Annotated in this window: 9 protein-coding genes; 4 read left to right on the top strand and 5 right to left on the bottom strand. The window is 53.3% G+C overall.

Annotation, left to right across the window (positions count from 1 at the left end; genetic code table 11):
- Positions 1-101: 101 nt before the first annotated feature.
- The 4 genes from ACGHM3_RS03475 to ACGHM3_RS03490 all read right to left on the bottom strand — a co-directional run bounded on the left by ACGHM3_RS03475 (position 102) and on the right by ACGHM3_RS03490 (position 5052).
- Positions 102-1727 (bottom strand): sensor domain-containing diguanylate cyclase, encoded by a 1626-nt coding sequence (locus ACGHM3_RS03475; protein ID WP_345420090.1) that lies wholly within the window; start codon positions 1725-1727, stop codon positions 102-104.
- Positions 1728-2051: 324 nt separating this feature from the next.
- Positions 2052-2525: a hypothetical protein gene (locus ACGHM3_RS03480; protein ID WP_345420093.1), complete on the bottom strand. Its 474-nt coding sequence runs from the start codon at positions 2523-2525 to the stop codon at positions 2052-2054.
- Positions 2522-3805: a hypothetical protein gene (locus tag ACGHM3_RS03485; RefSeq protein ID WP_345420098.1), complete on the bottom strand. Its 1284-nt coding sequence runs from the start codon at positions 3803-3805 to the stop codon at positions 2522-2524. The genes ACGHM3_RS03480 and ACGHM3_RS03485 overlap by 4 nt, the downstream gene beginning before the upstream one ends.
- Positions 3806-3888: 83 nt before the next feature.
- Positions 3889-5052 (bottom strand): PHB depolymerase family esterase, encoded by a 1164-nt coding sequence (locus ACGHM3_RS03490; RefSeq protein WP_345420101.1) that lies wholly within the window; start codon positions 5050-5052, stop codon positions 3889-3891.
- Positions 5053-5411: 359 nt separating this feature from the next.
- Between ACGHM3_RS03490 and ACGHM3_RS03495 the strand changes: the two genes are divergently transcribed.
- Positions 5412-7103: a VRR-NUC domain-containing protein gene (locus ACGHM3_RS03495; protein ID WP_345420104.1), complete on the top strand. Its 1692-nt coding sequence runs from the start codon at positions 5412-5414 to the stop codon at positions 7101-7103.
- Positions 7087-9525, top strand: a complete 2439-nt coding sequence (locus ACGHM3_RS03500) for an ATP-dependent DNA helicase (RefSeq protein ID WP_345420107.1) — start codon at positions 7087-7089, stop codon at positions 9523-9525. Before ACGHM3_RS03495 ends, ACGHM3_RS03500 begins: the two co-directional genes overlap by 17 nt.
- Here the strand turns inward: ACGHM3_RS03500 and ACGHM3_RS03505 are convergent.
- Entirely contained in the window at positions 9522-9680 is a 159-nt protein-coding gene (locus ACGHM3_RS03505; RefSeq protein ID WP_345420110.1) for a hypothetical protein, read from the bottom strand. The genes ACGHM3_RS03500 and ACGHM3_RS03505 overlap by 4 nt on opposite strands.
- A 447-nt stretch (positions 9681-10127) precedes the next feature.
- On the opposite strand from ACGHM3_RS03505, the gene ACGHM3_RS03510 reads away from it, so the two are divergent.
- Positions 10128-10511 carry a GFA family protein gene (locus ACGHM3_RS03510; RefSeq protein ID WP_345420113.1) on the top strand — a complete coding sequence of 128 codons (384 nt, stop codon included), beginning with the start codon at positions 10128-10130 and terminating at the stop codon, positions 10509-10511.
- A 54-nt stretch (positions 10512-10565) separates the two neighbouring features.
- Positions 10566-13964: an EAL domain-containing protein gene (locus ACGHM3_RS03515; protein ID WP_345420116.1), complete on the top strand. Its 3399-nt coding sequence runs from the start codon at positions 10566-10568 to the stop codon at positions 13962-13964.
- The last annotated feature ends 10 nt before the right edge of the window (positions 13965-13974 follow it).

Below are 13974 nucleotides of genomic sequence, written 5' to 3' on the forward strand. Positions count from 1 at the left end.
ACTGTTTATTTAGGGTTAAGAAAAAGTCACAAATGGGTGGGGGATGACTCAAAAAAATTCCCGTCTGCTCAATTCCCACCCGGGCCATGGCCGATGCGATATTAGCCGGTGGAGGTGTGTTCTTTGGAATCCGATAACTCGTTGGTGTTATCGACGAAATTTACCACGGCGAAGTTATTGCGACCGCCGTGTTTCACTTGGTACATGGTTTTGTCGGCTTTGCGCAGAAGGTCATCGGCCAATACCTTGCCTCCCTTCGGCACAAAGACCACGCCGATACTGGCTCCAATTTGCACCGATTGATCGGGCTGCAAGACGATGGCTTCTTGTAACCTGCCAACAATACGACCGGCCAGTTTGGCTGACATCTCTTGGCTAATGTCGTCCAACACGATGTTAAATTCATCGCCGCCCATGCGGCAGATATAATCGGAATTGCGGGTAATTTGTTGTAGCTGATGGGCAACGTAGATCAAAACCTGGTCGCCGGTATCGTGACCGTAGGTGTCGTTCACGGCTTTAAATTGATCCAGGTCGATGGACATCAAGGTCAGGCTTTGCTTGCCGTCACCGGTGTTGGCCAAGCGCCGATTAAATTCGGTTTCAAAGCCTAGCCGGTTGCCCAATTGCGTCAGTGGATCAGTGCGCGCCAGGGTTTGCGCGGCAATGCTTTCACTTTTTAACGCGGTGATGTCATTGATAACACCTTGGGCGGTGTCTTGATCGATGGGGGTGAGGTTCAACTGCAGCCACATTTCGCGCTTGCCATTTTGCGGCGGCAAGAATATTTCCAGATGTAGCTTTTGCGCCTTGCCTAAGCACTTGGTAATTTGATTGCTGGCGCCGTCTAGGCTGGGAGGTAACATATCCACTATGTTACAGCCGGGGGAAAGAGCGTTGCCATGGCGCAGGCCGATGGCCTGGCAGGCCTGATTAAGCGATAACAGCTTGCCGGTTTTGTCCGCCACAAAGATGCCGGATCGGGCGTTCTCAATTATGGCGGCAATTTGCTTGTGCTGGGTCTCGCTGGCTTGGCGCAACTCGCGCTCGCTGTTGAGGGCAGCAAACATTCTATCGATTAAGCCGTTGATGTATTCGGTGATGCGCGCAATTTCGCCACCCACCTGGTATTTATTGGCGTCCAGTTTTTGTCCGTTTTGTACCTCAAGGTCTTCGATGTCTTTTAAGAACACCCGAACCTTGGGTAGCAACACGGCCAGCCCAGTCCACACCATGGCTATGGCCACGGCTAGGGTTTGCAGGAACGTTGGCGCCAATACGCTGATTAAGTAGCGCATTTTTTCCTGGTTTAATTTGTCGCTATCCAGCACTACCGACAGGGTGCCTACGGCCACGGAGCTATCAAACGGTGAACTCAGCCTGCGTTGTACTTTGGTGTCACTGTCGGTATAGCGTTTGCCGCGGGAGATGGACACCAGTGGGTGGCCGTCAGAGTTGATTAAATCCACTTGGCTGATGATGGGGTTTTTGATGAGGCCTCGGCCAATTTCCCGGGCGATACTTTTGTCGTTTAAATACGCCGAAATCTGAGCGCTGGGTTCTATGGCGTTGAGAACTTCTTTAATTTGACTCAGCGATCGGTGTTTTATTTCGGCGCTGGCCAGCGAATAATTGACCACCAAGGCAATGCCGCCGATAACCGCAATCAGCAGCAAAAAGAACTTCAGTGCCCTGTACACTAGGCTGTTATGAAACCGTAATGGCATCAGCGATTATTACCGGTATTTGCAGCTCTTACTGGGCTGCGGTTTGAATAATTTTTAGTTAACACGAATACCTATTCCACGAACAACTAATGTAAGTGTAGGAGAATCCCCTGTGATATGCGCCATGGGGCCGCAGGCTTGGCGCCTCAGTTAGCAAAAAAAACGCACGGCGTGGCGCAGTAATGATTTAAGCCCCACACTGAGTATAGTTGAAGGTCTATGGAAGAATGTTGGCGCGGTAAGCTACCCCGGCCCGCCCAGCCGTTGTTATCAACCACTGGGCATTCTTAAGGGAATGTTTGAACGCCTATTCCGGAAAATGCGCTACGGGTTTAGCACATAGACGACTTTGCAGTCTTCAGGTGTGAGCTGATTGAGCACGGCCTCCGGAACGTAGGCGATGGTACTTTGGTTATTTCTGATAAGGCTTTTCACCCGCTCGTAGTTATCGACCTCACGCGGTGGAGAGGCATTGCCTGAGAACATCACGCGCACCCAATAGGAATTGACCTCGGCGATATCGCGGTTGATTAAGCGTTGGTAGAACAAACCCTTCTCGGGAAACTCGGCGTTGATATCAATGGGCAGGGCGGTGAGCTGCCGGGTGAGGGTTTGATCTCGTCCCATATAGATATTCACCACCTCGTTTTTGCTCAGTTGTTCCACCCCGGAGGTGGGGTTCACTATGACGTAGAGCTTTTCGCTGTGGGCTAATACTGGCCACGCATACAGCGAAAGCAACAGCGCCAGCCGCATGCTCCGGGGGCGTTTGTAGCGTTGGCGAGTGAGCAGCATCAAAACGTGAAGTCCATTACCAGCGATAACAACTGGTTTTTGCCGTCCCAATCACTGGTTTCGTTACGCCATAGGTAGGTGGGGTTTTCGGTGTTGCGCACGTAGTTATATTGCAGTTTTACGGCCAGTTGATCGGCTAAATCAAAGCGTGCGCCCAGGGCCAGGTTGGTTTGATTGGCTCGGGCCGGCCGGGCGCCGAACAGAATGGCTTGCGCCACAAACTCCGGTAATTCTATGGCTGTGCGGGTGGGGCCGTCGTTATGAGCGTAGGAAAGCCGAATGTAGGGCGTCCAATTTTGTTTGCGATAACCCACGCTGATGTAACCGTTGTAGCTGCCATCGGCAGTGAGATAACCACTGCGAATAGTGCCGGCGGCGGCGTCGATGCGCCACCGGCCAAGGCCGGTGGCAACGCCCGCGTAGGCGTAATCGATTTTGTAATCCTCGGCCAACGTGGTCACTAAAAAGGCGATCTGTTCTCGGGTTGGGGTGGCATCGCCCGGCGCGTTGATAAACAAGTTGTTATCGGTTTTGAGGGTGGTGTGCTCGTCAATTTCGAAATGGGTGTAGCCCAAGCTAAACTGGGTAAAGCCCAGGGTGTATTTCAATGAGCCGCCATAAATCTTGGAGTGGTGGGAGTCGTAGTCTTCGCCGGAATCCAAGCTCACCGCATCGCCCAGGTAGCCCCCAAACGCGTGAATCTGGGTTTGGTTGAGGCCATTTAAAAACCGCTTCTCTAGGGACAGGCCGCGATAACCGCTGGCGATGTTGTAGTTGTACATTTCCGTGGCCGGCCGCGCCCACAAATAGGAAAATCCGGCGTGGATGGAGTCGGAATTGTAGAAGGTCTCCAGTGGGATCATGCCCGCGCGCAGTTTCCAGCTTTCGGCGAAATGCCAGCGGATTAGGGCTGAAAATAACTTGCTTTGAAAGCGGTTGGATAACCCGTAGTAAGTCAGGGTTTGAATCTCGGCGCTCAGTGCCGGTGTGGGGCGGTAGCTTAGGTGCAAGCCTAGGCGGGTATCGGCTTGGTAGCTAAGCTGGCTAAAGTCCGATTTGCGTTGACTCATGTCGCGGTAGAAGCGGGCGTCGCCATCATCGTTGTAGACCATGCCCAGTGTGCCCTGGGCCGAGAGCACCCACTTTTCTCCCAAGCGGACTTCCGCCTGGCTGCAGGGCACTAACAATACACCGAACAGCACCAGTAGGGGCGCCAACAGGGTAATGTTAATTGGTAGCCGTGTCGGTTTGTTCTCTCGCGTGTGCGTCCAAAAAGGCATCATCGACCATCCAGTTGTACTGGCAAAATAACGTGCTCGCACTCACAGTGTAGTCAAGGATGGTCAGATTGCTTTGAGAGCGACAGTTATTGGCCCGTAATGTGATGGTGCTTAAAAAAGTGCCACATACGTTGCGACACGTTGAGTGCGTTGGGGTAGCTGAATTTGCCTGTTTTACCGCCATACCAGCCGTGGCCTGGCCCGTCCAACCACCAGGTTTCGATGTGCTGGCGCGGCGACTGGCCGCGATAACGAGCAAAGCGCCAACCGCTGGCGCCGGTTTGGCCGGATTCAACCCGTGCCTTACGGTGCAGCGAGATACCAAAGCACGCGGCCCAGCTGTCGCGCAGGTTTTTGGCAGCTTTAATAGGCACTACTTCGTCGTCTCTGGAGTGCACAATCATTAAGGGAACCGGCGTTTTGGCCGCAGGCATTTGCGCTTCCATGGTTTTAACCAGCTTCGCCACCGGACGGTATTGCGTGGGAATGGGCTGGAATAGCTGCACCGCCTGGGCGCTCTCACCGTAGGCCACGCCGGCCACGGCGCAACCAGAAGCGATGCGCTCGGATTGGGTCACCATCAGCGCCACCGCCATTCCGGCACCGGAGGATAAACCGGCGACGTGTATGCGAGAGCTGTCCACAGTGTAGTGCTCGCAGACTTCATCTAAGATGCCGTTGAGATCCGCCACCTCGCCCTGGCCGGCTCGAGTTTGCGCCGGCTGCCACCAAGCCCAGCAGTTTTTGGCGCGCAAGCCTGTGTAGCTAGACACAAACGGGTACACCACCAAGAAGCCTTCTTGCTCGGCGATCTGGTCCAAATTGGCTATTTTGGCGATGTCGAGGTTGGTTTGATGGCAACCGTGCAGCACCATCACCAAGGGCATGGCTTTACCGTTTTGATAGTTGCTGGGAATAAAAAGCCGATAGTCTCTATCCCGGGAGCCCTTGTGGCTTTGGGCTTTAAATCGGCAGTCCAGGCGCTTGGGGGTGAGTTGGCGAAAGCTAAACACCCCATGGCGGGCTTCCACATCGTTGGCCGGCTGGTATTCGGTTTCAGCACTTGTACCATTGCCCTCGGCCGAGGGTGTCGGTGCCGAAGCCGCTTGAGGTGCCTGATGATTGTGAGCGTGGCTGCCCAGTGCGTCTTTGAGCCAATCGTGGATACTGTCTGTTTTCAGTGATGGCGGGTTGTTACCAAACAAATGACGCCAAGCGCTGCGCGCGGTTTTCAGTAATGGGGGCTTCATGGTCTTCGCAGTGATGGCCTAATTCGCTAAAACGGGTACGCGCATGCCGCGCTAATGGGTTTCTATCCTTAAAAACAATAGGCTTAGATGAGCCTTACATAAGCATAGTGGCAATTAGCAACTTTGACTGTAAAAGATGGATCAACAATTGGCGCGAAAGTGCACTAATTACGTTACTAATAAGTAGAGCCGCACCATGGCCTGGGTATTAACTGCCATTATCGTCACTGCTTGGCAGTGTGTTTAGTGCCAGAGTCTGGTAAAAATAGCCCATGTGCCTGACTAGCTTATTCGCCCCAATCGCCGTTCCAACCGTGTGCCGCTTTGGCCATCTGCTCTCTTGGTCTTCTATTTAAAGCATGCAAGTCGTAAGCCCTTTACCTCAGCTTTACTACCTAGCTAACTTTTTGGAATTGTTAGAGGGGGTGCAGCAGCAGTACTCAGAAATACTGCCCAAGCCCTACGGCCAGTTTATCCACCGGTTTCAACGGCTATCGCCCAATGCCCAAGCGCTGTTGGTGCGGCTGTTGTCTCGCAAAGGCAATTATTTCCGCCTGGCCAAGCTGAACTATCCCGAGCTGGGTGAATTGGCAACGGCAGTGGAGGCGCTTGCTGCCGAGCAGATGGTTGCCCTACAACCCCCCGTTGCCGCTGACGAATGGTTACCGCTGTTCACAAAAAAAGAATGGTTGGCCAAAATTACGGCCGGTTTGGTGCCCGGTTTGCAGGCTGACCTCGGCTGGAAGCGCACAGAAATGGACAGTGCCTTGCAAACCGCACTGACGGAACTGTCGCCCGATCAGGCCCTAGAGTTGGCCCAAGAACCGATTGTTGAGCTAAGGGCGCAACCTTTATTTGCCTGGTTAAAATTGTTGTATTTTGGCAATGCGCGGCAGGATTTGAGTGAATTTGTGCTGCGCGACCTGGCCCTGTCGCAATTTGAGCCCTACGCCATCAACCGGCAAACCCGGTTGTTTGCCGATTGGGCCCAGGTGAGTGACCACATGGCCGTGGTAGAACTGGCTGATCGATGGCAGAACACGGCCGGGGACGACATTGAAGCCTTAGTCGCTTTGGCTGAGCAAGTGCCGACGCCTACGGGCGAACCACAAGATGCCCGGTTAGAACGCAAATGCGGTCAACTCTTGTGTGATATTGCCCGCCAGTTGGAGCGCTTAGGTGCGTTGTCCCAGGCGCAGCGTTTATTCGCCAAAACCGGCGAGCTACCGGCGCGTGAGCGCCAGGCGAGAATTTTGGTAAGCCGTGGCCTACCGGAGCAGGCTATCATTCTTTGCCGGGCGATGACTGAATCTCCGGCCAGCGATGATGAATTTGAATTCGCCCATGCTTTCGCCTACCGCGTGGCAAAAAAATTACCCTTGGCGTACTGGCCGAAGCCCACGGTATACCAACCGCCCACCGAGCACTGGCGTTGCCCAAAGGAGCCAGGCGAGTGGGGCGCGCGCCTACCGGAGTGGGCCGTGGCAAAAAAATTATCTGCTAGCGGGCGTTGTTTTTATGTTGAAAACCACTTGTTTCTTACCGTGTTTGCACTGGTTTATTGGCCAGTATTTTTTGCCCCGGTGGCGGGCGCCTTTAGTCACCCGTTTCAGAGCCAGCCCCACGATTTATACAGCCAGGATTTTCTCAAACGCCGGCCCGATGTGTTGGCCAAAACCGAAGCTTGGGCTTTTTCTGCTGGCCCAGACGGACATTTGCCATTGCCGTGTTTGTTGCAGCGGCTAGAACAAAAAAACGGTATCAATCACAGTTTGGTATTTTGGCCGGCAGTGGACGAGGCGTTACTCACACTGGCGATAGAAAATATCAGCGTCAAAGATTGGCGGGCCATTTTTGACTATTTATGGGGTGATTTACGAGCCCGGCGCAAAGGCCTGCCGGACTTAATTTATTTTCCGAGTGCCGGCGGCGCAGAGCTGATTGAGGTCAAAGGCCCGGGCGACAAATTGCAAACCCATCAGCGTCGCTGGTTGGCTTTTTTTCATCAAGCGGGCATTGCCCACCGGGTGGTCAATGTTGCCTGGCAATAAAGTGCCTCGGGTAAGCGTTGGTAACCTGGTCGCCTTTGTGGCGCGCAGTGGTGATCTCGGCGCCGGCGGCACCGCCGGCCCCACGGCGCAGCAGGGCACCGCCGGCCACCAGTGGTTAGCGAAAAAAAAGCCCAAGTCTTGGCTCAGTGAAGTTTCTGTAAAGCATACTTTTGATACGCCCCATGGCCCATTGCAAGTGGCCGGCCGGATTGACTTTGCTCGCTTTTCCGCCGGTAAAAACCCGTTAGTAGAAGAAGTAAAAACCTGCCTGGGTGACCCGCAACAAGATTTTGGGGCCAGTGAGCATTGGGCGCAGGCATTGGTGTACGGCTATTTATTAGCACACAGCGACGAGCGGTTGGCTGAAAACGTAAAACCGGCGTTATTAACCGAGCACGACCTGCTGCCGGCACAAAGCCAATTGGATATTCGGCTAACGCGGTTGGATTTGCTCAATCGCAAAACCCACAGTGAAACACGTACTCACACAGTAGCGGAGTTAACGGAAAAAACTCAACAATGGGTAGCTCAGTACACGGCTTGGTTGCACCTGGTGGCGCAACAGCGCGAGAAGAGTATTGCCTCTGCCCAAGGGCTGGCCTTTCCTTATCCAGAGTATCGGCCACAACAACAAGCGGTGGCTCGGCACGTTTTTCGGTGCGTGCGCGATGCGCGGCATTTGCTGTTAGAAGCTCCCACCGGCTCGGGTAAAACCCTAAGCGTGTGTTTCCCGCTGGTGAAAGCCCTGGGTGAGCAAGCCGCCAATAAAGTTTTGTATTTAACCACCAAGGGCTCCAGCCAGCAGGTGGTGTTGGCGTGTTTAACACAACTGCAAAAGCACGGGTTGGCCCTGTCGCTGTTGCAAATCAGCGCCAAAAGTAAGTCTTGCCCCTGTGCCGCAAGCGATGGCGAAAACTACCAAGATTGTCCGCGCCGTGTGGGCTATTACGATCGTCTGCCCAAGGCTCGGCAGGAGGCGCTGAGCCTGGGTTGGCTGGACGAAAAAGCGATACAGCAATTGTGCCTGCGCCACCGTCTGTGCCCGTTTGAATTCAGCTTAGAAATGGCTGCCTGGGCTGACTGGGTCGTCGGCGATGCCAATTATTGGTACGACCCGGTGATTCGGTTGGCGGTGTTGGAGCAAGGTGCTAAACCGGCCGTTGTGGTTGATGAGGTGCACAATTTACCGGATCGTACTCGAGCTATGTTTAGCGCCCAGCTAACCAGTTTCGATTTGCAACAAATCGCTGATTTCGTACTGCCATCTTTGCAATCGCCGCTTATGGTTAAGCGCCATAAAAAATGCACGCGGGTACTCTCACAGTTAGCGTTTAGCGCTGGCCAGTTTAGCTTTGAGCAAACTTTGCCGGCCAGTCGCCTGGCCGATCTGTTTACTGCCGTGGAAGAATTATTGGTGGTAATAGACGAGGCTCGAACGCAGCCCTTGCCCGGCGTAATGGATTCTCTTTTTGGCAATGATATTGGCCAATACCTACAGCCGCTGCGGCGATTTTTGGCATTGCAAAATTATTTGGCTGAGCATCACATTTGTGTGGTTACCGCCGAACGTAAAAACGCAGTGCAATGCCAATTAATATGTTTAAACGCTGGGCCCTACATTGCGGCTAGGCGGAGTGATAGCCAAATGCAATTGGGTTATTCTGCCACGCTGAATCCGGCCAACTATTATTTGGATAACCTAGGGCTATCCGATTGCGATAGCGATGCCTTGCATTGGTTGCAATTGCCCAGTTATTTTCCTGCGCAACATCGCAGCGTTACCTTGGTAACTTGCGTTAACACTCGCTGGCAAAACCGTGCGGAAAGTTTGCCCCAATTAATCGCCACTATTAATGCGGTGGTGGACAGCGCGCGGGGTAATTATCTTTTGTTTATGCCGTCGTTTGAGTACATGGATTTATTGCTCAATCAAATTCCCGCGGAGCAACGCAGGCTCTGGGTAGTGCAACCCCAGGCCAGCTCCGAAGCCGATCGCCAAGTGTTTGTGGAAGCCATTATTAATGCTAGCCAACCCACGGTTGCGGTGGCGGTGATGGGCGGAGTATTTGGAGAAGCGTTGGACTTACCCAGTGGCGCATTGCGTGGCGTCATGGTGGTGGGTACGGGCATGGGGCAGCCCAATGTCACCAACAAGGCGCTACAACAATATTGGCAGCAGCAGGGGCGAGATGGATTCGACTACAGTTTTCGCGCACCGGGTTTTACCCGGGTAGTACAGGCAGCGGGGCGAGTGGTGCGATCCGAATCAGACAGGGGTGCCGTGGTGCTTATCGATGACCGGTTTACGCATTCGGTGTATCAGCCGTTGTTTCCTCCACACTGGCAGCCGGCAGTGGCCAACAGTGTGGAGGCGTTGCAGACGCGGTTGCACGCGTTTTGGCAAGACAAAACAGTGACTTAGTAGCAGCGGTTGTTGCAATGACGGTCGCCGTAATAATTGTCGGCGTAGTTGCAGTCGGTTTCGGCACACTGGTTTTCTTGGCTGATGCTTAAAGCGACTGGCTGCACGGTGTGATAAGAAAATAATGAGGTTAATACTTGTGCTAAAAAGTTCATAACAGAATACTCCATGGTATTGGTTGATGTGGTTTTTGTAAGGATGGGTAATCAAACCCAACACCTGCAGTCTGCCTGTTAACTATCCATAGTAAAACTCAGTTTATTTTACCAAGCTGATAGCTAAAGTTGATGGTTAAGCAGGGTAGTGGTTGATCATGGAAGTTAAGTCAGGTTGGTAAGATTGGTAAGATTAAAAGCCACGCCGTGTAATGATGTTTCGGTGTGCGCACAATGGGCGACGCTTTTTCTTGCACAAACATTAGCGCTTGTTAATAACAGCTCAACATAACTAAACGCGATAAAAAATAACTGTGACTATCGCCGTGGTATACTGCGCCAATAGGCTTCGTTGTCGATAGTTGACTGCTATGATGTGAGGCAAAGTGGCGGTGCACTAACCTGCACAGAGTCAGGCTCATTGGTCAACAAGATTAGAGGGCACTTATGGTGTATTCCGGTGGCTGTCATTGTGGTGCAGTGCGTTACACGGTAGAGGCGTCCGGCCAACTTAGAGCCGATGAATGCAACTGTTCCATTTGTTACAAACTGGGGTATCTGCATCTCATCGTACCCCAGAGCAAATTTTGTTTAGTAAAAGGTGAGCGAGCGCTCACCGAATACACATTCAATACCCACGTTGCCAAGCACCGATTTTGCAAGCACTGTGGAATTAAAGCGTTTTATGTTCCCCGTTCACACCCCGATAAAATCAGCGTTAATGTGCGTACCTTTGATGAGCTCCCGCAACAGCTGGTGGTGGAGCCGTTTGACGGCAAACACTGGGAACAAAATGTGGCCGCGCTACGGGCAAAAGATGTGCACCGTTAGACGCGCCGCCAAAGCCTTAGGCTGCACTACCTACAGGGATGCTAACAGCAGTACATGATAAATCCGCTAGACAACACCGACCCCAGTTGGTTGGTTCTCTCCGCCGCTCTGGTGCTGACAGCGCAGGTGGGCTTTGCGTGTGTAGAAGCTGGCCTGGTGCAAACCAATAATCGAATTAATATCGCCATAAAAGGCATGGCTTGTGCTGTGTTCGCAGTGTTGGCTTTTTGGCTGATTGGGTTTGGCGTTATGGCCGGTAACGACGTCGGCGGTTGGATGGGCACCAGCCTATTCGCCGTGGACATTCGCAACCAAACCACGGCCGTGGGGGCGTACTTTCTGTTCAATGCTGCACTTTGCGTGACGGGTGTCGCCGTGGTGTCTCTGGCCGTGGCCGAGCGCATGCGATTTAACGGTTATTTGTGTCTGTCGTTATTGGTGGCGGGGCTAATTTTTCCGGCGGCGGGTCATTGGGTTTGGGCTCGGCAAGACGGTGCTCCGGCCGGTTGGCTAAGCCGCTTGGGTTTTGTCGATTTTGCCGGCAGCACGGCTTTGCACGTCAGTGCTGGTGCCGCCGCACTGGCTGCAGCCCTGGTGTTGGGGCCGCGCCTGGGTGGCTTTATGGATGCCGGTACCAAGCGTACCGTGTCGGGCAATGTATCCATCGCCTTTGCTGGCTTAGCGTTTCTGTTGGTGGCATGGTTCGGTTTAGTCGGTGGCAGTGACTCGGCGTTTGGTAATCAGGTGCCGGCCATTATTGCTAACCTATTGCTGTCCGCCGCTGCCGCCACTGGCACCGCGTTACTGGTCAGCCGGCTAGATTTACTGTCGTCTCAAAGCAGCGTGCTAACACCACTTACCGGCTGTTTGGCGGGCTTGGTGGCAATCTGTGGTGGAGGCTTCGCAGTGAGCAGCGGTTCCGCCGTTATTATTGGTGTGGGTGCGGCACTGGCTATGTCTATTATCGATCACATATTAGTTCAACGCCGGATAGACGACGTTGCCTGTGTGGTGGCTGTGTTTTTAGGGGCCGGCGCCTGGGGATCTCTCACGGTGGCTCTGTTTATTGATGAGGCCGAACTGCAAATGACCACCCGCGCAGCGCAACTGGGCGTGCAATCTTTGGGCGTGGTGAGCGTTGCTGTGTGGTCCTTTGCCGTGTGCTTTGTCGCGCTTAAACTAATTAATATCGTGTGGCCATTGCGAGTTAGTGAAGAGGCCGAACTGGATGGCTTAGACCACCAAGAGCATGGCATAGAAAGCCGCCTACAGCGGTTGCTGAAAGTATTGGATAAACACGGCGATGAGCCTGCCTTGGAGCCCACCGGCCAAGTAACACTGAGTGAGATTGGGCAAACCGCCGAGCGTTACAAGCGAGTGCTGGATTCCATCGACAAGGCCGTGCGCAAGGCCCAGGCCATCGTCCGCGATTTACCCCAGGGTGTACTGACCTGTAACAGCGAGGGTATTATTACCAGTATTAACCCCGCGGCGGAAACCATTTTTGGTGTGGCCTCGGCGGAGGCCATTGGCCGGTCCATTAAAGTGTTGTTCGCCAAAGAAAGAATTGTGCGCGACGACAAACAAGAGCGGCTATTCGGTGTGTTGGAGTTGAATCGCACTATCGAAACCTTCGGTGTGCATCCGGGCAGAGAATCGTTCCGGGTTGAGGTTACTGCATCCCAGGGCGAGGCTAACGGCCAGCAGCAGTTGATTGTGTTGGTGCGAGACATCCACAATAAACGGCAATTGGAAGATCAGCTGTTTAAAGAGCAAGAGCGTGCCTTGGTAACCTTGGGCTCCATCGCCGATGGTGTGATAACCACGGACGTTAACGGCAAGGTGAAATACCTTAATGCCGCGGCCGAGCGGCTGACTGGCTGGGGTAGCGCCGAGGCCCGCGGATTTCCCTTCGAGCGTGTCTTTCTAAACAGTGAAGACCAAAGCCACATCGTCGGCAAACTGCAAAAGGTACTGGCGGGCAGTGCGCTCAGCGAGGACTTCAACCAAACGACCCTGCAAGGCAAACGCGGCAATGAGCAGCCCGTAAGCTACACACTGGCTCCCATTAAAGATCAGTTTGGCGATACCTTTGGCTGCGTAGCCGTATTTCACGATGTCACCAGCACCCAAGCCTTGCAGCGCAAGCTTTCTCATCAAGCCACCCACGACGACCTGACCGGTGTGCTTAATCGCAACGGATTTGAACGTGTCGCCCAGCGCTTGCTTAATCGCAGCGTAAATCTGGGCGAGCAGCACGTGCTGGGGTTTATGGATTTAGACCAATTCAAAACCGTTAACGACACCTGTGGCCATCAGGCCGGCGATGAGCTGCTGCGGCAAATTGCTCAATTGATTAAAAAGCAATTGCGCAGCGATGATACGCTGGCCCGCATGGGCGGCGACGAGTTCTGCATTTTGCTGCAAAACTGTAACGAGGATAATGGCCTGCACATTGCCGAAATTATTCGCGATGCCATAGCAGCCTATCGATTCTCCTGGGAGGGCAAACAATTTAGTGTGGGAGCCTCCATTGGCCTGGTAAAAATTACCCGCGACACCCCCAGCTTGCCTAAATTAATGAGCCTGGCAGATAGCGCCTGCTACGCGGCCAAGGACGAAGGCCGCAATCGGGTTAATTTGTATCGCCCTAACGATTTGGAATTGGCCGAGCGCCGAGGCCAGGTGGAATGGATTGCTAAAATTCGACAGGCCTTGGATACCGATTCTCTGAGGTTATTTTTCCAGCCCATCGAACCCCTACAAGGCGAGCGCCAAGCCACCGGCCACATCGAGGTTTTTGTGCATCTGTTGGGTGAGAACGGCAAATTAGTACCGCCGGGGGCGTTTATTCCTGCCGCCGAGCGTTACAGTGTCATCCAAGAAGTTGATATGTGGGTGGTGCGCAACGCGTTGGCATGGTTGGGTGATTATCAACGCCGGCCCGCTGCCAGCCCCATGGTGTGTTCCATCAATTTATCGGGTACCACCATCAGCGATAAAAAGAGTTTGGATAAAATCATCGAATTGATCGAAGACAGCCAGGTGGACACCCAGGGCCTGTGTTTTGAGATTACAGAAACCGCCGCCATTGGCAATTTTGAAGCCGCCAAACGCTTTATTGTGGCGTTGAAAGAAATTGGCTGCAGTTTCTCGCTGGATGACTTTGGCAGTGGTTTGTCGTCCTTCGGATATTTAAAAAATCTGCCGGTGGATTACTTAAAAATCGATGGAGTGTTTATTAAAGATATTTTAAATAACCGGGTGGACAAGGTGATGGTGGATTCCATTACTAAGCTGGCCCACGAGCTAGGCCTAAAAACCGTGGCAGAATTTGTCAGCTCCGAGGCCATCGCCGAACAGTTGCGAGAATTAGGCGTAGACTACGGCCAAGGGTATTTTCTGGCCAAACCTCAGCCCCTGCATACGTTAACCGCGGCCGTAGAACCCTAGGCCCCAGAGT

This window comes from Halioxenophilus aromaticivorans (genome assembly GCF_042850945.1).
GTDB classification, from domain to species: Bacteria; Pseudomonadota; Gammaproteobacteria; order Pseudomonadales; family Cellvibrionaceae; genus Halioxenophilus; species Halioxenophilus aromaticivorans.